Below are 22387 nucleotides of genomic sequence, written 5' to 3' on the forward strand. Positions count from 1 at the left end.
CCCGCCCAACAACCCCAAGGATCACGACCCCAGGCACACCACCAGCCCGAACTCCCCCACCTGTGGAATAGCGGGAAGCCATCGTGCCCGAGCAACGGCGCTCGCCCGCTTTGATGGAGGTCCGCTCAGCCGGGTTCCAGGATCTGACGCGAGACATCCGCTGAGGCGCGACTGCGGAGGTCGGCTAGCGTGAACGGGTATTCGACCTTCGTTCGGAAAGCCGCAGGCGACCAGACCGTGTCCACGTCCGAGAAGTTCCAAAGCGTATTCGTCGCGCTCGCCGCCGCCCTCGGCCTGGGCGCGGGCCTGCTCTGGCCGATCGGCGAGGCCACCGGCCTCCTCGTGCTGCCGGCGCTGATGCTCATGTTGGTGGCGGTGTTCGTTCAGGTGGACGCCGCCCAGGTCCGCGAGGTACGCGGCGCGCGCACGGTGGTGGTCGCCGGTCTCGTGCTCAACTTCGTGTTCACCCCACTGTTCGCGTGGGCGCTCGGGGCGGGTCTGCTGGGCGACTCCCCCGACCTGCGGATCGGTCTCCTCCTCCTGCTCGTCACCCCTTGTACCGACTGGTACCTGGTGTTCACGGGCCTGGCGCGGGGCCACATGGGGGTTGCGTCCGCCGTACTACCGGTGAACCTGCTGCTCCAGCTCTTGCTGTTGCCCGTCTACATTCTGCTGTTGGGCGGCGAGGCGGCGATGGTCGACTCCGCGACCCTGGTGGAGGCGGTGTTGCTGGTTCTGGTCGTACCTTTGGTGACGGCGGTGGTGGCCCGGTGGTCGGCCCTGCGTTGGAAGGGCGACCAGTGGCGGGATGAGCGTTTGGTCTCGATGGCCTCGACGTCAGTCCTACCGCTGCTGTACGTGGCGGTGTTCGCCATGTTCGCCGGGCAGGCCCGCACGGTCGTGGCGCACCTGGGAGACCTGGCGATCCTCATGCTCCCCTTGGCACTATTCTTCCTGGTGATGCCGCTGGTGGCGGTCGGGGTGAGCCGCTTGCTCCGACTCCCCGCCGATCAGAGGGTCACGCTCACCATGACGACCGTGGCGCGCAACTCCCCGGTGGCCCTGGCCATCGCGGTGGCGGCGTTCCCCGACCGCCCGCTGATCGCGGTGGCGTTGGTGGTGGGCCCGTTGTTGGAGTTGCCGGTGCTGGCGGTACTCAGCCAGATCGTGCGCGTCCGCGACACCACTCGGCGGTTCTGCGTGCGGCGGGGGCGAAACGGGTAACGGGAGAGTGGGCCACGACCGGCCGCCCCTGACCCCCGGGAGCCCCCGTGAAGCTGTACGCCGACACCCCCGTCCGCGCCTGTCTGCAACTCGTCTCCGACCTGGCCGCCTTGACCTGGGTGTTCTTGTGGATCTCCGCCGCGTTGTCCCTACGCGACCTGCTCCTGTCGCTGAACCGACCCGGCGAGCTGATGGCCGACACGGGCCAGGGGTTCACCGAGCACATGAACACCGCCGCCGAGAACGTCGGGCAGGTGCCGCTGGCCGGGGACGCCCTGGCCACGCCGTTCACCAACCTCGGCGAGAGCGGCGAATCCCTGACCGCCGCAGGTGACTCCTTCCAGGAGTCGGTGGCCTCGCTGGCGTTCACCCTGCCGATGCTGGTCGCCGTCATTCCACTGTTCCTGCTGGCGGCGACCTGGTTGCCCGCGCGCGTTCGCTGGATCCACCGCGCCACCACGACCAGGCGGATGAGCGCGATGTCCGCCGAGGCGCGCACCAGGTTGCTGGCACTACGAGCGTTGTCCTCGGCCTCCCCCACCAGGCTCATGGAGGTGCACGAGGACCCGGCCCGCGCCTGGCGAGAGGACGAGTCGGCGACGGTGGACCGCTTGGCCGCACTGGAGCTGAATCGACTGGGCCTGCGCCCGGACAAGACCACCAAGGCGAAGGCGAGGCTCAGTCCACGCGGATGAGGCCTCTGCGCAGTGCGGTGGTGATCGCGGCGGTCCGGTTGTCCACACCCAACTTCTCGAACACGTGCACCAGGTGGGTCTTGACCGTCGCCTCGCTGATGAACAGCCGTTTGGAGATCGCACGGTTGGACAGACCCATGGCCAACAACCCGAGGATCTCCAGCTCGCGGCCGCTCAGAGTTGGAACCGGTGAACGCAGCCGGCCCATGAGGCGGTCGGCGACGTCGGGGGCCAGCGCGGTCTGTCCGCGTGCGGCGGTGTGCACCGCCTCGCACAGCTGGTCGGGCGGAGCGTCCTTGAGCATGTATCCGGTGGCGCCGGCCTCCACCGCGGCGAGGATGTCCGCGTCGGTGTCGTAGGTGGTCAACACCAGCACGGGCGGTGGGTCGGTCAGGGCCGTGATGGCCCGGATGGCGGTGACCCCGTCCATGCCGGCCCCCATTCGCAGGTCCATCAGCACGACGTCCACACCCGTCCCGGATCGGAGGGTGTCCAGGGCCGCCCGACCATCGGCGGCTTCGGCCACCACGTCCATGTCCGCGCGTTCGGCGAACATCGCCTTGAGTCCGTGGCGTACGACGGGGTGGTCGTCCACCAGCAGAATGCGCAGGCGCGCCGTGCCCTTCTCGCTGGTCACCGGCCCTCCTCCAACGAAGTCGTCTTCCGGGTCAGGGGTAGTCGGACGGCGATGGCGGTGCCCTCTCCGTGCGCGGACTCCACGTGCAGCCCACCCCCCAGGGCGGCCACGCGTTCGTGCAGCGCGGTGATCCCGTATCCGCTGCCGTCGGCTCGGGTCCGGATCTCCTCTGGCACGAAACCCACCCCGTCGTCGTACACGTCCAGGGTGACCTCCTCCCCCAGGTAGCCGAGGGTGACCACGGCGGTGGTGGCGCGGGCGTGCGCGGAGACGTTGGCGAGGCTGGCCTGGGCCGCGCGCAGCAACGCCACCTCGTAACCCGAGGGTAGTTCGGTGGGGGTGCCGTCCGTGCGCAGCCGACAGTCGATGCCGTCGGTGCGGGCGACCTTGGCGCAGAGCCGGCGCAGTGCTTCTGGGAGGTCGGCCCCGGTGAGGGAGGGCGGTGCGAGGTCTCGCACGAACCCGCGCGCCTCGGCGAGGTTGGTGGACGCGCTCTCTCGGGCCTCGGCGATACGGGTGGCGGCCAGGCCGGGGTCCTCGGGCAGGGCGTTCTCCGCGGAGCGCAGCAACAGGACGATGCTGGACAGGCCTTGGGCGAGGGTGTCGTGGATCTCCCGGGCCAGACGTTCGCGCTCGTCCAACACGCCGGTGCGCCGTTGGGACTCGGCGAGTTCGTCGCGGGTGCGGGTGAGCGTCTCGATGAGTTCCCGGCGCCGTTCGCTCTCGCGGTGCAGGGCCATGTACCCGACGGCGATCGCGACCGCGAACACCGCACCGAGCACCGGGCCCAGGACCATTCCGGCGGTGAGGTCACCGGTGTGCAGGGCCTGTCCGAGGACCACGGTCGCGGTGATGACCACGACGGCGATCACCGAGTGCGCGCCGCGCAGCAGGTTCAGGTGCAGGAAGTACAGGGGGAAGGCCAGCCACACGAAGTCGGGGTCGGCCCAGGCCAGGAGGGCCCACAACACGGTGACGGCGGCCAGCCACGCCAGTGATCGGGTGCGGTGTACGTCGTGCCGGGCCACCAGCGCGCCGGAGCAGTAGACCGCGCCCAGCAGGACCGCTCCGCACACCACCGCCCACCGGGTCCACTCCGGGTGGGCGGGTTCCGTGGCCGGGGAACCCGGCCCGAGCGCACCGACCAGGTAGCGGGAGGTGGCCACCCCCAGCAGGAACAGGAAGCAGGCGTGCAGGAGCAGACGCAGCACCCGCAGCACCGTCGTCACCCCGGGCGGTTCGGCCGCCCACCCTCCGCTGTAACGCATCACCGCAGCGTACGACGTGCGCGTGTGCGGTGGCATCAACCGTTCGATGGAGTTCTCGCTCCACCTCGCCGCCCCCGAGGACGCTCCGTTCACCCGATGTCGATGATCTTGTGCCGGGCGAGGCTGGAAGTACGTCGAAGGCGGTGCCCATCGCACCGCCCGTTTCTTTCGGAAAGGAGGGCCGCCGTGTTCGTCGCCCTTCGTGACATCCGCTTCGCCAAGGGGCGGTTCGCGCTGATGGGCTCCGTCGTCGCGCTGATCACCCTGTTGATCGTCCTGTTGTCGGGGCTGACCGCCGGGTTGGCCGACCAGTCCACCTCCGCGATCAAGAACCTGCCCGCCACCCACGTCTCCTTCGGCACGTCCGGGGACGGTGAACCGGAGGAGTCCTACGCCGACAGCACCGTCACCCGGGCCCAACTCGACGCCTGGTCCGACACCGAGGGGGTGGAGTGGGCGGAGCCGTTGGGCATCACCCAGAGTCGGGTCGAGTTCGACGACGGTGATGGCACCGCCGTGGCCCTGTTCGGTGTGCCCGCCGACGGCCGACTGGCGCCCGAGGGCCCGACCGGTGTGGACGGCCTGGTGGTGAGCGAGGAGATCGCCGAGGACTTCGGGGTCGTCGAGGGCGACACCGTCACCGTGGGCGGGACCGAGTTGACCGTGGACGGGGTAGCCCCCACCGAGTCCTACAGCCATACCCCCGCGGTGTGGACCGACATCGACACCTGGCGGGGGATCGACCCGCGGGTGCGGCACGCCGAGGGCGAGGACGCGCCGGTGGCCAACGTGGTGGCCTCCGAGGTGTCCCTGACCGAGGCGGTCGAGCAGGCGGACGCGGAGGCCGGCACCATCACCGCCGATCTGTCGGACAGCCTGCGCGCGATCGGTTCGTTCTCCTCGGAGAACAGTTCGCTGGTCACCATGCAGGGGTTCCTGTACGCGATCTCCGCGCTGGTGATCGGGGCGTTCCTGACCGTGTGGACGATCCAGCGCGGCGGAGACATCGCGATCCTCAAGGCGCTCGGTGGGTCCACCCGTTACCTGCTGCGCGACGCCCTGGCCCAGGCGTTGATCGTGCTGGCCGTGGGCACCGCCGTCGGTGGCGCCGTGGGCGTGGGCCTGGGCGCCCTGGCCGGTTCGGTACTTCCGTTCTCCCTGACCGTGACCACCACGGTCGGGCCGGTGATCGCCATGGTCGTGCTGGGCATGCTCGGCGCGGTCCTGGCCGTGCGCCGTATCACCTCCGTCGACCCGTTGACCGCCTTGGGAGGCGTCCGATGAGCCTGCAACTGAACGATGTGACCCTGACCTACCCCGACGGTGAGGGAACGGTGACCGCCCTGGATCGGGTGTCGGTCGACGTGGCCCCGGGTGAGCTGACCGCCGTGGTCGGCCCGTCGGGTTCGGGCAAGTCGAGCCTGTTGGCGGTGGCCGCGACCCTGATCCGGCCGGATTCGGGCCGGGTGGTCGTGGGCGGTGTGGACACGTTGGGGCTACGTCCCCGTGAGCTGACCGAGCTGCGGCTGGAACGGGTGGGCATCGTGTTCCAGCAGCCGAACCTGATCTCGTCGCTGACCGTGGTGGAACAGCTGTTGGTCACCGAACACATGCGGGCCCGGTCACCGCACCGCGCGCGGACTCGGGCGATGGAGACCCTGGCGGCCGTGGGTCTGGCCGGTAAGGAACATCGTCGGCCACACCAACTGTCCGGTGGTGAGCGTCAGCGCGTGAACATCGCCCGTGCGTTGTCGGGACGGCCGAGCGCGCTGTTGGTGGACGAGCCCACGGCGGCGCTGGACCAGGAGCGGGGCGCGGCCATCATCGACCTGGTGGCGGAGGCGACCCGAGAGTTCGAGGTGGCGACCCTGCTGGTCACACACGACACCGAACACCTGGGCGCGGCCGGACGGGTGCTGGAGATGCGCGACGGACGGCTGTCGGCGCTGGACCGGGCCTGAACGGCCCTCGATGGGCCGTGGGGCCGGTGATGGCCTTCCGTGGCCGCTTTCGGACATGGAGGCGCACCTCGCCGCGCGGCCCGTCTCCCTAGGCTTGGTTCCCAGCCGAAAACCCTGGAGCGGTCCATGAAGATGTCGGCTCGGCCGGAATGCGACGTCGTCGCACTCAACACCTCCGACTCGGTGCTCGTCCTCTTGGAGGTCGAGGCGCCCGAACGCGCGCCCGGTCGTGCCCGCCCGCCGGCCACCCTGGAGGTGGTGGTGGATCGGAGCGGGTCGATGACGATCCGGGGCGGCGAGTCCGTGGAGCGGGTGTCGGTGGTGGGCGATCCTCCGGCGAGCCGGTTGGACGACGGGACGCTCATGGTGGAGCTGGGCGACTTCTTCTCCGGGGAGAGCCGCCGATCATTGCTGCGGGTGTCCACCGCGGTGCTCGCGGAGGCCGGGAGTCGGGACGATGACGAGGACGTGGTGTTGGCGAAGGTGGGGCTCACGCACGTCGACCCGGCGACCTTGGCGTCGTACACCGACACCTTGGAGGTGCGGGTGCGGGTCGCCTGGCGGGTGGACCGGCGCGAGGCGGACGAACGGGTGCGCGCCGAGGAGTTGTTCCAGGAGGCGCGGTCGGTCGAGCGTCGCGCTTGGGAGGCGGTGGCGCGGCAGGCGGAGGACGACGCGAGCGGCGCCGGCGGGACGCGTGGGCGTGGGTCGCGGCTGTTCGGTGGTCGTGACCACTCCGGGGAATCGTTCCCGGACGCCCCCGCCGGCGAGGAACGCTGAGCCGAGCGAGCCCCGGAGGGGCGGGCATTGTGCCAGGCAGCGGCCGTCACCGTGGTGGATTCACCCGGTTGACCGGTGCCGGCCAAAGCCCTCCGGGGCCGGACGGGGACCGGTAGAACAGTCCTTTGTCGGCCCCGGCCCGTAAGGAGGCACAGTGCCCGATCGACTCGCCGACGTCGTGATACTCGTGCTGTTGATCTTGCTGCTGGCCTGGTTGAACAACAACTTCGTGTGCCCCTGAGGTCACCGATCGGTCAGGGGACCTGGTAGGTGGAGTCCCGGACGTCGGTGATGGCCATGTGGCCCGGTGCGTGGCCGATGGCGAACTCGGGGGCCGAGGCCATCACCGCGGCCTGCGGGGTGACCCCACAGGCCCAGAAGACGGGGATCTCGCCCTCGCGGATCTCGACCGGGTCGCCGTGGTCCGGCCTGGTCAGATCCTTGATGCCCAGGGCCGACGGGTCGCCCACGTGCACGGGGGAACCGTGCACGGCCGGGTAGCGGGAGGTGATCCGCACCGCGGCGGCGACCTGGTGGGCGGGGATCGGGCGCATGGAGACCACGAGCGGTCCGGAGAACCGGCCGGCGGGGCGGCACGGCCGGTCGGTCTCGTACATGGCGACGTTGGTGCCCGCCTCGATGTGGCGGACCGGCACACCGGCCTCCAGCAGCGGGGTCTCGAACGTGAAGCTGCATCCGATGAGGAAGGACACCAGGTCTTCGCGCCACAGGTCGGTGACCTCGGCGCGTTCCTCGACGCACTCGCCGTCGCGGTAGATCCGGTAGGCGGGCAGGTCGGTGCGCAGGTCGCCGTCGAACACCGAGGCGGACACGTCGCCGGGTTCGGTGACGTCCAGGACCGGACAGGACTTGGGGTTGCGCTGGGCGAACAGCAGGAAGTCGAAGGCCAGGTCGCGCGGCAGGCACAGCAGGTTGGCCTGTGCGTAGCCGCGGCTGTGGCCGCAGGTGGGCACGCGTGTCCCGGCGCGGAACAGCTCCCGGGCCCGGGCGGGTGACAGGTCCGCCGGAGAGTACGGGGAGGTCGAGGAGTCGGTCTGGGGGCTCATGGGTTCTACCTCCATTGGACGAAGCGGATGCGGGTACCGGGGCGGGCCTGGGCGGCTACGGGCAGGTCCGCCGCGCACACCACGGCGATGACCGGGTAGCCACCGGTGACGGGGTGGTCGGCCAGGAACAGGACGGGTTCTCCCCGGGTCGGCACCTGTAGGGAGCCGGGCACCATGCCCTCACTGGGCAGTTCGCCCTCGCGGGAGCGTTCCAATGCCGGACCGGCCAGGCGGGCGCCCACCCGGTCGCTGCGCGGGGTCACCTCGAAGAGGTCGTCGAACAGTGTGCGATGGGCCCGTTCGGTGAACCAGTCCTCGCGCGGGCCGAGGCGCACCCGCAGGCATACCTCGTCGGCGCCGACCGGGGCGGTGGGCACGTGGTCCAGGAGCGGCCGAGCCTGGGGAGCCGGTCCGATGGGCAGCAGGTCGCCCGGTTCGGGCAGGGCCGGGCCGAGGCCGGCGAGCACGTCGGTGCTGCGCGACCCCAGCACGGGCGGCACGTCGATGCCCCCGCGTACGGCCAGGTAGGAACGCAGACCACGGGCGGGGACGCCGAGGGAGAGCTCGGCCCCGTCGGGCAGGTGTAGGACCTCGTTGAGGGCGGCGCCCCGGCCGTCGATCCGCACCGGGGTCGGGGCGCCGGTCACCGCGACGGTGACCGGTCCGCGTGCGCGCACCCGCAGTCCGCCGAGGGTGACCTCCAGGGTGGCGGCCTCCGGCGGGTTCGCGAGGATGCGGTTGGCCAGGGCGTGGGAGCACGCGTCGGCGGCGCCCGAGCGGCCCACCCCGAGGGCGGCGTGGCCGAAGCGCCCGGTGTCCTGCACGGTGCTCATGGGTCCGGTGGCCAGGACCTCCAGGGAGCTCACGCGGCCTCCTCGAAGCGCACGCGCACTCCCGGACGCAGCAGCCCCGGCGGGTCGCGTTCCAGGTCCCAGGAGACGACGTCGGTGTGGCCCAGGAGCTGCCAACCACCGGGTGAGCTGCGCGGGTACAGGCCGGTGAACTCGCCGGCCAACGCCACCGATCCCTTGGGCACCCGTGTGCGCGCCTCAGCGCGCCTAGGCACCCGGAACCGCGGGTCGTCGCCGACCATGTAGCCGAATCCGGGCGCGAACCCGCAGAAGGCGACGGTCCAGGTGGCTGCGGTGTGCGCGCGTACGACCTCGCGCGGGCTCGATCCGAGGAGTTCGGCGATGTCGGCGAGGTCCTCCCCGTCGTAGTGCACCGGGATGGTGACGGTCTCCCCCGTCCTCCGGGTGACGTCGGCGGCCAAGGGGATCCGGGTGACGGCGGCGGCGACCCCGGCGGGGTCGGTGCCGGGCGACAATCGCAGCAGGACCGTGCGTGCGGCGGGGACGACGTCGGTGACGCCCGGTAGCGGGGCCGTTTCCAGGGCGGCGCCCAGGGCGATGACCTGGTCGAGGTCGGCGACCTCGACCAGGACCCCGGTGTCCGCGCAGTTCAGGACGCGCAAGGACTGCTCCAAATCTGACCTGTCGGGGCGGGTGTGTCCGGCCCCCGGTTGGTGGTGGTTCGGGTCAGGCGGCGGTGAAGGGGGCCACGGTGATCCCCTCGGAGCGCAGTCGTTCGGCGACGGCTCGGGCGATGTCCACGGCGCCGGGGCTGTCTCCGTGCACGCACAGGGAGTCGGCCTGGACCAGGATCTCGGTGCCGTCGATGGCGGTGATGGGTTCGCCTCGGGCGATGCGCAGGCAGCGGGCGGCGATGGCCTCGGGGTCGTGCAGCACGGAGCCGGCCTCGCGGCGCGGGACGAGGGTGCCCTCGGTGGTGTAGGCACGGTCGGCGAAGGCTTCCCGGTAGGTGGGCAGGCCCGCCTTCTCCGCCTTCTCCAGGAATCGGGAGCCGGGCAGGCCCAGCACCGGCAGCTCGGGGTCGAAGGCGTGGACGGCCTCGACGACGGCGGCGGCCTGTTGCTCGTGGTGGACGATCGCGTTGTACAGGGCACCGTGCGGCTTGACGTACCGCAGGCCCTGCCCGCTCAGGCGGGCGAAGACCGACAGGGCGCCGAGCTGGTAGAGCACCTCGTCGGTGAGTTCGGCGGGCGGAACCTCCATGAAGCGGCGACCGAATCCGGCGAGGTCGCGGTAGGCGACGTGGCCGCCGACGGCCACTCCGCGGGCCGCCGCCTCGGCGGTGGTACGGCGCAGGGTGGAGGGGTCGCCCGCGTGGAAACCACAGGCCACGTTGGCGCTGGTGACGATGGACAACAGGGTCTTGTCGTCACCGAGTTCCCAGCGGCCGAAGCTCTCGCCGAGGTCGGAGTTGAGGTCGATGCGCAAGTCGGTGCTCCTTCGGTTCCTGTTGCTCGATTCGGGTGGTCCTACTGCCAGAGCGCGGCGATGCCGCCCAGCGAGTTCACCGCCATGTAGAGGGTGAGGGCCCAGGCGAGCACGCCGACGATCAGCAGCCAACGCGGGTAGCGGTAGCCGTCGAGCAGGGTCGCCGAGTGGCGCCAGGCCACCCACAGCAGCAGACCGAGACCGACCGGCAGGATGACGCCGTTGAGGGCGCCGGCGAGGACCAGCAGCGTGTTCGGGGCCTGGCCGGAGACCAGGAAGATCACCAGGGAGACACCGATGAAGGCGGTGACCAGCTTGCCCTTGTGACGCTCCAGCCACGGCGAGAACGTCGTGACGAAGGAGATGGAGGTGTAGGAGGCGCCGATGACGGAGCTGACCGCGGCCGCCCACATGATCATGCCGAACAGGCGCATGCCCACTTCACCGGCCGCCTGGTAGAAGGCTTCCGCAGAGGGGTTGGTGGCCTGCATGATGTCGGCCCCACCGGCGACGACGCCCAGGATCGCGAGGAACAGGAGGACGCGCATGATTCCGGTGACGATGATGCCGGTGACGGAGGTCTGGGTGATGGCGGCGATGTTCTCCCGGCCGCCCTTGCCCCGCTCGATGAGGCGGTGCGCGCCCGCGTAGGTGATGTAGCCGCCGACGGTGCCGCCGATGATGGTGACGGTGGCGAGGAAGAGGTCCCCGCTGGCCGCCTCGGGCATGACGGACTGACGCAGTGCCTCGCCGACCGGTGGGTCGGAGACGAGGGCCACGTACAGGGTGAGACCGATCATCAGCAGACCGAGGACCACCAGGACGCGGTCCAGGGCCAGGCCGAGCTTGTTACTGGCCAGGATGACGACGCCGATGGCGGCGGAGACGACCGCGCCGATGCGGGGGTCGAGCCCGATCATGGCGTCGAGGCCGAGACCGGTGCCGGCGATGTTCCCGACGTTGAAGACCAGACCGCCGAAGACGATGAGGAAGGCGAGCAGGTGACCGGCGCCCGGGAGGACCTTGTTGGCCAGGTCCTGTGCCCGCATGTTCGAGACGCCGATGACCCGCCAGACGTTCAGCTGGACGGCGATGTCCACGAGGATCGAAATCAGGATCGCGAAGGCGAACGCGGCGCCGAGCTGCGCGGTGAAGGTGGTCGTCTGGGTGATGAAGCCGGGGCCGATGGCGCTGGTGGCCATCAGGAACATGGCGCCGAGCAGGCTGCTGCTCAGCGCCACGCGACCGAAGCGGGGACGCACCGGAACGGGTGGGGGCGTCGGGGGCTGGTCGCTCATGGGTGACTCTCCGGATGTGGCTGAGGGAGCTGGGATGTGGCCAACATCATCGTTGGATTGTTGAACAATACTGCAATCGTTGACCCGCTGATAAGGGGCGCTCCGGTAAAAACTCCTCGGCCCCGCTACGTAACATTGGTGACACCACCGCGCCTCACCGGGCGTGGACGAACAGCGGGAGGGCGACCTGTGACGGCGACCGACGACCACATCGACCGGCTGCCCACACCCGCGATGGTGCACGCCACCAGCCAGGCCGAACGCGTCGCCGACATGCTCCGCGCCTTCGTCATCGACGGTGAACTGGCACCCGGCGTGCGCCTGTCCGAGGAGAAGCTCAGCCGCAAGTACCAGGTCTCCCGGAACACGTTGCGCGAGGCGTTCCGGTTGCTGAGCCGGGAGCGTCTGCTGGTGCACCGCATGCATCGGGGCGTGTTCGTGGCCCACCCCACCGGCGAGGACGTGCGGGACCTGTTCAACGCCCGCCGTGCCCTGGAACTGCCCGCCGTGCGCGGGGCCGCACAAGCACCGGAACCCCTGATCAGGGCGGTCGGCGCGGCCGTCGAAGAGGGTGAGCAGGCACGCGCCGCGTCCGACTGGTGGCGCATGGGCAGCGCCAACATGCACTTCCACGAGGCCCTGGGGGCGCTGTCCCAGAGTGCCCGGGTCAACGAGTTCATGCGTCAGGTCCTGGCCGAGACGCGGCTGGTATTCCACGTGATGGCCGCGCCCCGGGAGTTCCACGACCCCTACCTGCCCTGGAACCGGCGGATCCACCTGGCGTTGACGGCCGGAGACACGGAGGCCGCCGCCGAGGAACTGGCGGAGTACCTGGCCACCTCGGAGGAACAGCTGGCCACGGCCTTCTCCGGGATGGAACGGTCCACCCGGGGCTGAGCCGACCGACTCTCCTCCCAGGGGGTTCCGAAATGTCAGAATGGGCCGCGTGATGGAACTGAACGGACGTCCCGTCGGCACGGGGGAACTCTCCGGCCTGGCCCTCCAGGGCTACGGACAGTTCACGACCATGCTGGTCACGGATCTGCGCGTACGCGGTCTGCGACTGCACACCGAACGGTTGAGCCGCGACTGCGAGGCCCTCTTCGGTACCGACCTCGACATCGCGCGCGTGCGCGAACTCGCCCGACGCGCGGCGCGCGCCCGTCCCTCCCCCTCGATCGTGCGGGTCACCGTGTTCGATCCGGCCCTGGACCTGGCCCGGCCGGCGGATCACTCACCGCCCCAGGTCCTCGTCTCCACTCGGCCCGCGCCGACCGGCGAACCCGAACCGGTGCGTCTGGGCGTCCGGCCGTACTCGCGGGACGGTCCGACGGTGAAGAGCACCTCGCTGTTCGGGTCGATCCGGCAGCGTCGCGCCGCGCAGCTGGACGGATTCGACGACGCGCTCTTCGTCGGGATCGACGGTCGGATCTCGGAGGGGCCGACCTGGAACATCGGCTTCCTGGACGGGTCCGGGCTGGTGTGGCCCCAGGCCCCCTGCCTGCCCGGGGTGACCATGGAGTTGGTGAGTCGGGTCGCCGAGGCTCTGGGCGTCCCGGTCTCCACCCGACCACTGGCGGCGGTCGCGGCCACCCGAATGGCGGGGGCGTTCGTCACCAACGCCGCCACGGGGGTGCGCCCCGTGGCGGCGTTGGACGGTGTGCGCCTGCCCCGCCCCCGGCTGCTGGACAGACTCGCCCACGCCTACCGGGAACTGTCGGGCGACCCCCTCTGACCGTCGTTCTCGGTGGCCTCGGCGTTCTCGGTCCCGGGTCCGCGTCCGGCGCGACCGGGCCACCACAGGCGCGGCCCCACGTCCAGGGAGAGCGCCGGGATGAGCACGGAGCGCACGAGCAGGGCGTCGACCAGCACACCGAAGGCGACCAGGAACGCCAGCTGCAGCAGGAACAGCAACGGGATGACCGCGAGCGCCGCGAAGGTCGCCGCCAGCACCACGCCGGCGGAGGTGATCACACCGCCGGTGACGGTGAGGGCCCGCAGGACGCCCTCCCTGTGTCCGTGACGGAGCGTCTCCTCCCGGGCCCGGGACATCAGGAAGATGCTGTAGTCGATGCCGAGCGCGACCAGGAACACGAACGCGAACAGCGGTACCACCGGGTCGGCCCCGGGCAGCTTCAGGACGTGGTCGAACACCAGGGTGCCCACACCGAGCGCGGTGGCGAACGAGAGCACGTTGACCGCCATGAGCAATAGCGGCGCCACCAGGGAGCGCAGCAGCGGGATCAGTACCAGGAACACCACGACCAGTACCAAGGGGACCACGACCACGAAGTCGCGCTGAGCGGTCTCGCGGGTGTCGAGGGCGGTGGCGTCCACGCCGCCGACCACGGCCTCGGCGCCCGATACCTCGCGCACGTTCTCCCGCAGTTCCCCGACCTTGTCGAGTGCGGCGGTGGTCTCGGAGGCCACGGCCAGGTCGACCTCGATCAGCACACGTCCGTTCTCCACCAGGACGGGGGCCTCCGCCCCGGGCGGTCCCGGCTCGGTCACAGCCGCGGCGCTTTCCACACCCGGGGTCTCCTCGGCGGCGGCCACGACCTCCTCCAGGTGGTCGGCGTCGGCGATCACCGTGGTGGGCGCGGCGCTGAAGTCGGGGCCGAAGCCACGGTCGAGGACGTGCTGTCCTTCGACCGCCTCGACCTCGGTGCGGAACACGTCGGCCTGGCCGGTTCCCTCGGCGGTGAACTGGGGCGCGAACACCGCGGCGGCGAGCAGCAGGCCGGTGGTGGCGAGCCAGAAGATACGCGGGCGCCCCGCGACGCCGCGTGCGAGCCGTCCCCAGAACGGGTGCTGTTCCAGGATCCGGTCGATGCTCTGTCCCTCCCGGTCCACCCGGTTCGGTGCGGTGGGCCAGAAGGCGGCGCGTCCGCACAGTGCCAGGGCGGCGGGCAGGAAGGTCATCGCGGAGAGCATCGCGGCGACGATGCCGATGGCGACGACGGGTCCGAGACTGCTGGTGGAGTTGAGGTCGGCGGCCAGCAGGCAGAGCAGGCCGAGGATGACGGTGCCGCCGGAGGCCAGGACGGGGCCGGTGACGCCACGAAGGGCGGCGAGCACGGCCGTGGGGACCCGCTCTGTGGTGGCGAGCTCCTCCCGGTAGCGGGCCACGAGCAACAGTGCGTAGTCGGTGCAGGCGCCCACCACCAGGATGAACAGGATGCCCTGGCTCTGGCCGTTGAGGGTGACCGATCCGATGTCGGCGGCCGAATAGACCAGCGCGCCGGACAGTCCGAGGGCGAGCAGGGAGGCGACGATGACCAGGATCGGCAACAGCGGTGAGCGGTAGACCGCGATGAGGATGACCAATACGGCGGCGACCGCGACCAGCAGCAGGGTGGAGTCGATACCACCGAAGGCCGCGACGAGGTCGGCGGCGTATCCGGCCGGCCCGGTGACCTGGACGGTGAGTCCGTCGACGGGTTCGTCGGCGATCAGCGCGCGCAGCTCGTCCACCGTGTCGCGGGTGTCGTGGGTGTTGTCGATGAGGACGACGAGTTGGGCGACGGAGGCGTCCTCCGTTCCGGGGACGGGCCCGATCACCCGGCCGGAGACCCAGGGCTCCTCGCCGATCCGTTCGGCCAGGGCCGTGGCGTCGGCGAGGTCGGCGTCGTCGAGGTCGTCCTCGCCGGAGATGACGACGATGGCCGGGACGGTCTCGGAGCGGTCGAAGTCCTCGGCGAGCCGGTCGGCCTCGGTGGACTCGGCACCGGCCGGAAGGAAGGCGGCCGGGTCGTTGGTCTGGACCTCCCCGAGTTTGCCGAGGAAGGCTCCGAGCGGGCCCGCTCCGAGAACCCACACCAGGGCGACCAGGAGTGCCGCCCCCACCCACCAACGTGACCGCCGAGGCGACTGTTCCGGTCGTGTGCTCACGGTCGGATGTCCTTCCACAATCAAGGAGATCTTGACTAGCAAACTGAGCTTCTCGGATTACTAGCGAATTCTGGGATCACGCTACCGCACCCTCACCAGTGCTCTTCACCGCGACCCCGACGACGGTCGAGGTCGCCGTGTGCTCCTCTCCTACTCGACGGGGTCGCGTTCGGCCCGGGCCGCGATGTTGGTGGCCATCGATCCGAACACCACCCCGTGGAAAGGCCTCACCGCCTGCCAGTAGAGGTGTCCCAGCAGCCCACGGGGATGGAAGAGGGCCCTTTGGTGATACACCGTTCGTCCCCGCGCCCGGGCCACTCCCAGTTCCAACCAGGCCGGACCGGGCAACCGCATCTCCGCGCGCAACCGCAGCAATCGGCCGGGGACGACCTCCTCCACACGCCAGAAGTCCAGTGAGTCCCCCACCCGCAGGCGTCGAGGGTCCCGGCGACCGCGACGCGGCCCCACCCCGCCCACGGCCAGGTCGATCCAGCCCCGGGCCGCCCAGGCGAGCGGCCACGAGTACCAACCCCGCTCCCCTCCGATCCCCTCGATCACCCGCCACACGTCCTGGACCGAAGCGTCCACGACCCGGGCGCGGCGATCGGTGTACAGGCTGCCCCCGGACCAGTCGGGATCGGTGGGCAGCGGGTCCGAGGGGGCGCTGGGCCAGGCCGCCGACGACCAGCGGGTGTCCACCCTGTCCTCGTCGATCCTGCGCAAGGCCAACGCCACCGCGCGATCGAACCCGATCCGTTCGTGGTCGTCCACCAGGTCCGACAGTTCGTCCCGTTCGACCACCGCGTCATGGCGCAGCGACTCCACCAGGGGACGCGCCACGGCGGGCGGAACCGGCGTGATCAGACCCACCCACAGACTCGAAAGCCCGGGCGACAGGACGGGCACCGGGAGGATCAGCCGACGGGCCAGACCCGCCTCGGCGGCGAAACGCTCGACCATTCCCGCGTAGTCGAGCACCTCCGGTCCACCGATGTCGAAGGCCCGGTCGGTGTCGGCCGGCAGCGTGTCGGCCAGGACCAACAGCCGCAGTACGTCGCGGACGGCGATCGGCTGCACCCGGCTGTGCACCCACCGGGGCGTGGTCATGACCGGCAACCGTTCGGTGAGGTGTCGCAGCATCTCGAAGGACGCCGACCCCGAACCGAGGATCACCGCGGCGCGCAACACCACGGTGGGCACCGGTCCGGACAGAAGGAGATCGGCGACCTCCTTGCGCGAGGCCATGTGCGCGGACAACTCCCGTCCTCGTGGGGCGAGTCCGCCCAGGTAGACCACCCTGCCGGCACCCGCTTCCCCCGCCGCCCGGGCGAAGGTGCGGGCCCCCTGCGCGTCGACGCTCTCGAAGTCGCCTCCCTTGCCCATGGAGTGCACCAGGTAGTAGGCGACGTCGACTCCGTTCAGGGCCTCGTCGAGTCCCTCCCCCGAGACCACGTCGCCGCGCGCCACCTCGACCCGTTCCCGCCATGGGTGGTCACGGAGTTTCTCGGGGCTTCGAGCCAGGCAGCGCACCCGGTACCCGGCCTCCAGCAGTTCGGGGACCAGCCGGCCACCGATGTACCCGCTGGCGCCGGTGACCAGCGCCAGACGCCCCCTCTCGACCACGGTGCTCATTCTTCGTCGGGGCGGTTACGGCGGTGGTGGCCGGGTGACCTCAGCGCGCTCGCGCCATCGGGCCCGCCCCGGCGTCCGGCCTCGTGTCCGGTCCGGTACACGGGGCCGTCGCCTTCCCTGGCACGCGGCGCACCGTTCTCGGACCGGGCCGACGCGCCCTCCTCCTCGGCTCGCGGAGCCGGGACCCGTTTCTGGTCGTGCGTCTCCCGGTACCGACGCTGGGCCTCCCGATTCCCGTGGCGGGCCTCCCGATGCCGCTGGAAGGGGTTGTCCTCGTCCAGGCCGCCACTGAACCGGCCGTACATGCCGAAGGTCATCACCAGCAGACCCACCACGAAGCTGAAGATGACGTTGGGCATCGAGAACGCCAGGATGTTGAAGTCGGTGCTCATCAGGAAGAGGTTGACGAGGCCACTGGCGACGAACGCGACACCGACCACGATGCACACGGTGGAGGCGAAGGTTCCGCCCAACACCATCGCGCCCACCAACAACGAGCCGATGGCGATCGAGATGAAGCTCAGCGCCCCGTTGGTGGACAGTCCGGCGATCACCTCGCCCTGGGTGTCGAACAGTGGAAGTCTGGTCATCAGCCCCGCGATACCGAACCCGATCAGGACCAGTCCGGTGAGCCCGGCGCCGATCCGGTAGACGAGATCGAGCCGTCGATCCGTCCGACGTTCGGTGTGCAGTCGCATGTCGCCGCCCCTTTCGATTCGGCCGGAGCGGGTCGATCCCGGACCCGGGAGGTACGCCCCCGGAGGGCCCGGGTGGTCCGTCCCGTTTCCGCCGCCGCGTGACCCCAGGATTCCCCGAACGTACCCCTCCCAACCGGACGAAAGCACACTCGCCTCCCAGGAGTAATCGCAGGTCACAGCGGCGCAGTCAACCGTTGTCCGCTCCGGTGGTCCGCCGGGCCCCACCGACGCGGGTGCGCAGGGTGTGCCACAGGTGGTCGAGGGTGCTCCGGGACATGGCCGCCACCGGAGTGGTCAGCCCCATACGGAGCTCGGTCGGCAGGTGGGAGGCTCCGTCCAGGAAGGCCAGCACGTCGCCGAGCCGATTGCCGGCGAAGAGCCGCTCGAAGAAGTCGGCGCCCTCCACCCGCCCGCCGTCCAACGCCGCGAGCATGATGGCGTCCATGGTCAGGTGGCGAGAACGATGCGGGACCGGGGGCACCGGCGTCCGGTCGGCGGCCAGGGCCCGGGCCACCGCCGTGGTCTGCCGGGCCACTCCGCTGAACGTGTAGCCGGTGGAGGGACGGGTCGCGCCGCCCGCGGTGCCGATGCGGAACAGACGCCGTCCGGTCCGGGTGGGGAAGGGGGCGTCGGTCATCGGGATGACGCCCTGTTCCGTGGCGGTGACCTCGAATTCCCCCAGCCCCGCCCGGGCGCAGTAGTCGGTGAGGGCCTTCTCGTACTCCGCGGTGGTCAGGGCGGTGCGGCCGAACTCGGTGTACTCCACCAGCGCCTCGCGCGAGGACAGCGGCAGTACGTAGCCGAAGGCGACGCCGGTACGGGGTTGCTCCGGGCGCAGGTCCATGAGGATGGCCGATCCCGGATCGAAGCCCTCGCGTGGCAGGCGCACGAACCATCCCCGAAAGTGCTGGAGCAGGGTGGTGCGCCCGCCCGGAGGCAGGGCCGGGGGGCGGGAGTCGAAGACCCAACGGGCCGTCAGGGCCACCTCGGTGCCGTCGGGTTCGGTGGCGTGGACCGTGGCGTGCTCGGGCCCGTCGACCAGCCCCGTTACGTACAGCGCCCGCGTCCGGAGGTGCTCGTCGGCGTGGTCGCGGACATGGGCCGCCATGTCGGCCGAACGCAGCATCTTGTACACGTAGGGATCGGCCGGGGAACGGTACTCGGCGCCGCCGGCCCCCACCACGGTCAGGTCGCGCCACCGCGCCGTCAACAGGTCGTCCCAAGGCCCTCCGGCCGGTTCCCAGAAGCACCAGGTGCGCGGGGGCGGTGTGTGCCCTCCCACGGGAGGCTCCAGCAGGGCCGTGCGCAGGGGACTCCCGCGTCGTTCGTTGACCGTGCCCATGCGGTGGGAGAGGGTGAGCCCCGCGGCTCCCCCGCCGATGATCACCACGTCGTAGTCGGTCATGGTCCCAGCTTGCCGGGGCTCTCGGGAGAACGCTAGGGCGTGTTCCGTGGATGCTGCCCGTCGCGAGCTGCGCATCCAGTGGTGCCGGCACAAGGCCGAAGAAGGAATCGGCCCGGGTTTGGCTGTCGACTGATGAGAACGCGGTGACGGTGCCGCTGGGGCGTCGCGCAGCAGGGTATGTATTCGCGGAACACGCCCTAGGACATCGACGATCACACGTGGGAGCACCATGACCACCACGACGGGCCGGATGAAGACCGGAGCGGTCACCGACGAGTTCGATCACGCGGCGAGCGCCTACGACCGGCTGGTCGGCGCCAACCCGGGTTACCACCGGGACCTGCGCGCGTCGGTGCGGCGGCTGCGGCTGCCGGACCAGGGCGAGGGAATGCGTCTGTTGGATCTGGGCTGCGGCACCGGCGCCTCCACGGCGGCGTTGCTCGACGCCGCGCCCAAGGCCCGGATCGTGGGGGTGGACGCCTCCCAGGGCATGCTCGACGCCGCACGGGCCAAGACCTGGGACGGCGACGTCGTCTTCCATCGGGCCCGGGCCGAGGAACTGTCCCCCGACCGGGTGCACGAGTGGTCGGGTGGGCCGGCGGACGCGGTGTTCGGCGCCTACCTGATCAGAAACGTGCCCGACCCCGAAACGCTGCTCCGGTCGGTCTTCCAGGTGCTGCGCCCGGGAGGGCGATTGGCCCTGCACGAGTACTCGGTGGCCGATTCACCGTCCGCGCGGGCGGTGTGGACGGCGGTGTGCTGGGGGATCATCATCCCCTCCGGCAAGGCGCTGACCGGGCGGGCCGACCTGTTTCGTTACCTGTGGCGCAGCGTGCTGGAGTTCGACGGCAGGCGGGAGTTGCTCGCGCGCATGCGGGCCACCGGGCTGGAGTCGGTGGCCGACGCGCCGTTGCCGGGATGGCAGTACGGGATCACGCACACCTTCGTCGGCTCCCGTCCGGGAGGCGTCTGGTGAGCGGCGACGTCCACGACCCCGCCGCCGAGGCGCTCCCGGCGCCCGAACCCGTGGGGCCACGCCCGGAGCACACGCCCCGTGTGGCGGTGGTGGGCGGTGGCATCGCGGGACTCGCCACCGCCCGCGCCCTGACCGAACGCGGGATCGAGGTGACGGTCCTCGAACGCGAGGAAGGTCTGGGCGGGCGGCTTCGCGGCTGGGAGACCACCCTGGCCGACGGCTCCACGGCGACGATGAGCCGCGGCTTCCACGCCTTCTTCCGGCAGTACTACAACCTGCGCGCGCTGCTACGCCACGGCGACCCCGAACTCTCCGCCCTGGTGCCGTTGACGGACTACCCGTTGGTGCACGCCTCGGGTGCGGCCGACCGTTTCTCCGGGCTTCCGAGCACACCGCCGTGGAACGCCGCCGTGCTGGCCGCGACCAGCCGCAGCTTCCCGGTCCAGGAGTTGGCCGGGGTGAACCTGCCGGCCGCCCTGCAACTACTGGACGTGGACGTGCCGGGTGTGTACGAACGCCTGGACCACCTCAGCGCCCGTGATCTGTTGGAGGTGACCCGCTTCCCGCGCAGCGCCCGCCACCTGGCCTTCGAGGTCTTCAGCCGCAGCTTCTTCGCCTCGCCCGAACGCCTGTCGGCGGCGGAGATGGCGGTGATGTTCCACATCTACTTCCTCGGTTCCTCCGAAGGGCTGGTGTTCGACGTGCCGCGCGCGCCCTTCCCGCGGGCGCTGTGGAACCCTCTCGCCGAACGTCTGTGCGCGGACGGGGTGGTCTTTCGCTACGGGGCACGAGTGGAGGGGATCGCCCCCGCGGCCCCGGCCGGGGCCACCGTGACCTGGACCGACCAGGGTGGTGAGCGCGGCGAGCGCTTCGACGGGGTGGTGCTGGCCACCGATCCGGGCGGCTTGCGCGAGGTGGTGGCCCGCTCCCCGGAGCTCGGTGACGGGAGTTGGCGCAGGCGAGTGGCGGCACTGCCTTCGGCACCGCCGTTCCTGGTCTCCCGCTACTGGTCGGACCGCCCGGTGCGCGCGCATCGGCAGGCGTTCCTGGGCACCGCCGGGCACCCCACCCTGGACAACGTCAGCGTGTTGGAACGCTACGAGGACCAGGCGGCCGACTGGGCACGGCGCACCGGTGGTTCGGTCGTGGAACTGCACGCCTATGCGCTGCCAGAGGGATGTGATCCGGCGGCCGAACAGGTGTCCCTGTGGAAACAGGCACTGGCGGTCTACCCCGAGCTTCGCGAGGCCGGGGTGGTGGACGCCCGACACGAACTGCGTCAGGACTGTCCCCTGTTCCCACCCGGCGGCCACACCGAACGCTGCGCGGTGACCACCCCCGACCCGTGGCTGGTGGTGGCCGGGGACCACGTACGGGTGGATCTTCCGGTGGCGTTGATGGAACGCGCGGCCACCAGTGGCGTACTGGCCGCCAACGCCCTGCTCACCCGGTGGGGGCGGCGAGGGCACACCGTGTGGAGCGTGCCCCGGCGGGGCCGGTTCGCACCGCTGCGCGCCCTGGCCCGGTCCCTACGTCAGCCGGGCCACCGCCCGGACGCGCGCAGCAGGTAGCGGCGTTCGGCGTAGGCGAGGTCGTCGCGCCACAGGCGGCGGGCGGTCATGCGCATCACCGGACGGACCGCACCGGCGAGCCTGCGCGCGAACGCGAATCCGGTGCGGTCGGAGGACGCGACCGTCGCCTCGATGACGGCGGTGCGCGGTACCCCTCGTTCGTCCACACCCAGCGGCGTGGCGTGGGTCTCCACCACGCTGCCCTCCCCCTCGCCCTCGATGATGCGCATGACCACCGTGCGCGGTTCGGGGCAGACGAACTCGGCGCGTACGGGCACGCCCCATCGACCGGCCACCTTGAAGCCCACGTCCACCACCATCCGGTCGGGGTCGGGGTCGGGTCCGCTCGATGTCTCGGTGACCCGCAACCCCACGAAGGAGTAGGGGTGGAACCAGGAGCCGTGCCAGGGGTCGAGCCGGTTGGCGACCACGTCCTCGGGTTCGCACCGACCCGCCATGCTCTCCACCGCGGCGATGCTGCGGGCGGACGCGGGACGTTCGGGAACCACGGGTGCCTCCAGTGGTTCCTCACCACCCACCTGGTCCAGTCGTACCCACACCAGCACTCCGTCGTCGTGGGCGGGGTGGGGGCTCCAGCCGGGGAAACCTTCGGAGCCCAGGGACAGCCCGTGCCAGCGGCACACCAGACGCCCCTGGTCCACCGCTCCCCGGCACAGGGGCGCGCCCAGGTGCGGGCAGGCTCCCGGACCGGCGTGCACGGACCCGTCCGCGGTACGCCAGGCCACCAGTTCGGTGCCGGCCACCATCCGGCCGAAGGGGCGGTCGGCGCGCACCTCCTCGGACGCCGCCAGCACGTACCAGTTGCCGGAGGGCCGGGCCAGGGCACGTTTGAGCGCGGACCCGATCACACCCGGGGACGCCTCCCGCCAGGTCGGTTCCTGACGGGACCAGGTGCCCTTGGGCATACGGCGCAGGGGGATCCGTCGAGGTTCGGGGCCGGGCAGCGTCATCTGCGATCTCCTC

At 70.9% G+C, this 22387-nt stretch carries 21 protein-coding genes; 9 read left to right on the plus strand and 12 right to left on the minus strand.

Annotation, left to right across the window (positions count from 1 at the left end):
* Positions 1 to 237 precede the first annotated feature (237 nt).
* A complete protein-coding gene (locus NLI01S_RS20925) occupies positions 238 to 1224 on the plus strand; it encodes an arsenic resistance protein (protein WP_067607300.1) in 987 nt (328 codons plus the stop codon).
* A 47-nt stretch (positions 1225 to 1271) separates the two neighbouring features.
* A complete protein-coding gene (locus NLI01S_RS20930; protein ID WP_067607239.1) occupies positions 1272 to 1919 on the plus strand; it encodes a hypothetical protein in 648 nt (215 codons plus the stop codon).
* On the opposite strand, the gene NLI01S_RS20935 is transcribed toward NLI01S_RS20930, so the two are convergent.
* Together NLI01S_RS20935 and NLI01S_RS20940 are read right to left on the minus strand one after the other, a co-directional pair.
* Positions 1903 to 2556 carry a response regulator gene (locus NLI01S_RS20935; RefSeq protein WP_067607241.1) on the minus strand — a complete coding sequence of 218 codons (654 nt, stop codon included), beginning with the start codon at positions 2554 to 2556 and terminating at the stop codon, positions 1903 to 1905. The genes NLI01S_RS20930 and NLI01S_RS20935 overlap by 17 nt on opposite strands.
* Complete coding sequence (locus NLI01S_RS20940; protein ID WP_067607243.1) at positions 2553 to 3824, minus strand: sensor histidine kinase; 1272 nt, start codon at positions 3822 to 3824, stop codon at positions 2553 to 2555. Before NLI01S_RS20940 ends, NLI01S_RS20935 begins: the two co-directional genes overlap by 4 nt.
* A gap of 186 nt (positions 3825 to 4010) precedes the next feature.
* Between NLI01S_RS20940 and NLI01S_RS20945 the strand changes: the two genes are divergently transcribed.
* The 3 genes from NLI01S_RS20945 (at position 4011) to NLI01S_RS20955 (ending at position 6565) form a co-directional block, all read left to right on the plus strand.
* Entirely contained in the window at positions 4011 to 5108 is a 1098-nt protein-coding gene (locus NLI01S_RS20945) for an ABC transporter permease (protein ID WP_067607244.1), read from the plus strand.
* Positions 5105 to 5785, plus strand: coding sequence for an ABC transporter ATP-binding protein (locus NLI01S_RS20950; RefSeq protein ID WP_067607246.1), 681 nt, complete (start codon positions 5105 to 5107; stop codon positions 5783 to 5785). The genes NLI01S_RS20945 and NLI01S_RS20950 overlap by 4 nt, the downstream gene beginning before the upstream one ends.
* 126 nt (positions 5786 to 5911) lie before the next feature.
* The gene (locus tag NLI01S_RS20955; RefSeq protein WP_067607249.1) at positions 5912 to 6565 is read left to right on the plus strand and encodes a hypothetical protein; all 654 of its coding nucleotides are present in this window, start codon (positions 5912 to 5914) and stop codon (positions 6563 to 6565) included.
* Positions 6566 to 6819: 254 nt separating this feature from the next.
* Here NLI01S_RS20955 and NLI01S_RS20960 read toward each other — a convergent pair whose 3' ends face one another.
* From NLI01S_RS20960 to NLI01S_RS20980, 5 genes are all read right to left on the minus strand, one after another.
* Positions 6820 to 7632: a putative hydro-lyase gene (locus tag NLI01S_RS20960; RefSeq protein ID WP_067607251.1), complete on the minus strand. Its 813-nt coding sequence runs from the start codon at positions 7630 to 7632 to the stop codon at positions 6820 to 6822.
* A gap of 5 nt (positions 7633 to 7637) precedes the next feature.
* Positions 7638 to 8498: a 5-oxoprolinase subunit C family protein gene (locus tag NLI01S_RS20965; RefSeq protein WP_067607253.1), complete on the minus strand. Its 861-nt coding sequence runs from the start codon at positions 8496 to 8498 to the stop codon at positions 7638 to 7640.
* Positions 8495 to 9106 (minus strand): 5-oxoprolinase subunit B family protein, encoded by a 612-nt coding sequence (locus NLI01S_RS20970; protein ID WP_067607256.1) that lies wholly within the window; start codon positions 9104 to 9106, stop codon positions 8495 to 8497. Before NLI01S_RS20970 ends, NLI01S_RS20965 begins: the two co-directional genes overlap by 4 nt.
* Positions 9107 to 9170: 64 nt before the next feature.
* The gene (locus NLI01S_RS20975) at positions 9171 to 9932 is read right to left on the minus strand and encodes a LamB/YcsF family protein (protein WP_067607258.1); all 762 of its coding nucleotides are present in this window, start codon (positions 9930 to 9932) and stop codon (positions 9171 to 9173) included.
* A 41-nt stretch (positions 9933 to 9973) separates the two neighbouring features.
* Positions 9974 to 11230 carry an NRAMP family divalent metal transporter gene (locus NLI01S_RS20980; protein ID WP_067607260.1) on the minus strand — a complete coding sequence of 419 codons (1257 nt, stop codon included), beginning with the start codon at positions 11228 to 11230 and terminating at the stop codon, positions 9974 to 9976.
* 189 nt (positions 11231 to 11419) lie between these two features.
* On the opposite strand from NLI01S_RS20980, the gene NLI01S_RS20985 reads away from it, so the two are divergent.
* Entirely contained in the window at positions 11420 to 12127 is a 708-nt protein-coding gene (locus tag NLI01S_RS20985) for a GntR family transcriptional regulator (RefSeq protein WP_067607262.1), read from the plus strand.
* A 52-nt stretch (positions 12128 to 12179) separates the two neighbouring features.
* The gene (locus NLI01S_RS20990) at positions 12180 to 12965 is read left to right on the plus strand and encodes an aminotransferase class IV (protein ID WP_067607302.1); all 786 of its coding nucleotides are present in this window, start codon (positions 12180 to 12182) and stop codon (positions 12963 to 12965) included.
* Here the strand turns inward: NLI01S_RS20990 and NLI01S_RS20995 are convergent.
* From NLI01S_RS20995 to NLI01S_RS21010, 4 genes are all read right to left on the minus strand, one after another.
* The gene (locus tag NLI01S_RS20995) at positions 12935 to 15121 is read right to left on the minus strand and encodes an MMPL family transporter (protein WP_067607264.1); all 2187 of its coding nucleotides are present in this window, start codon (positions 15119 to 15121) and stop codon (positions 12935 to 12937) included. The genes NLI01S_RS20990 and NLI01S_RS20995 overlap by 31 nt on opposite strands.
* Before the next feature lie 150 nt (positions 15122 to 15271).
* On the minus strand, positions 15272 to 16753 hold the full coding sequence (locus NLI01S_RS21000; RefSeq protein ID WP_067607266.1) for an SDR family oxidoreductase: 1482 nt from the start codon (positions 16751 to 16753) through the stop codon (positions 15272 to 15274).
* A complete protein-coding gene (locus NLI01S_RS21005; RefSeq protein ID WP_067607268.1) occupies positions 16750 to 17451 on the minus strand; it encodes a DUF4383 domain-containing protein in 702 nt (233 codons plus the stop codon). Before NLI01S_RS21005 ends, NLI01S_RS21000 begins: the two co-directional genes overlap by 4 nt.
* Positions 17452 to 17638: 187 nt before the next feature.
* Positions 17639 to 18856, minus strand: a complete 1218-nt coding sequence (locus NLI01S_RS21010) for a lycopene cyclase family protein (protein ID WP_067607271.1) — start codon at positions 18854 to 18856, stop codon at positions 17639 to 17641.
* 229 nt (positions 18857 to 19085) lie between these two features.
* Here NLI01S_RS21010 and NLI01S_RS21015 point away from each other — a divergent pair, with 229 nt between their 5' ends.
* Both NLI01S_RS21015 and NLI01S_RS21020 read left to right on the plus strand, forming a co-directional pair.
* Positions 19086 to 19832 (plus strand): class I SAM-dependent methyltransferase, encoded by a 747-nt coding sequence (locus NLI01S_RS21015; RefSeq protein ID WP_067607273.1) that lies wholly within the window; start codon positions 19086 to 19088, stop codon positions 19830 to 19832.
* On the plus strand, positions 19829 to 21403 hold the full coding sequence (locus NLI01S_RS21020; protein ID WP_067607275.1) for an FAD-dependent oxidoreductase: 1575 nt from the start codon (positions 19829 to 19831) through the stop codon (positions 21401 to 21403). The genes NLI01S_RS21015 and NLI01S_RS21020 overlap by 4 nt, the downstream gene beginning before the upstream one ends.
* On the opposite strand, the gene NLI01S_RS21025 is transcribed toward NLI01S_RS21020, so the two are convergent.
* Positions 21367 to 22374, minus strand: a complete 1008-nt coding sequence (locus NLI01S_RS21025; RefSeq protein WP_067607277.1) for a DUF5914 domain-containing protein — start codon at positions 22372 to 22374, stop codon at positions 21367 to 21369. The two genes, NLI01S_RS21020 and NLI01S_RS21025, sit on opposite strands and share 37 nt — an antisense overlap.
* Positions 22375 to 22387: the final 13 nt, after the last annotated feature.

Source organism: Nocardiopsis listeri NBRC 13360 (assembly GCF_001570765.1).
Taxonomy (GTDB): Bacteria; Actinomycetota; Actinomycetes; order Streptosporangiales; family Streptosporangiaceae; genus Nocardiopsis; species Nocardiopsis listeri.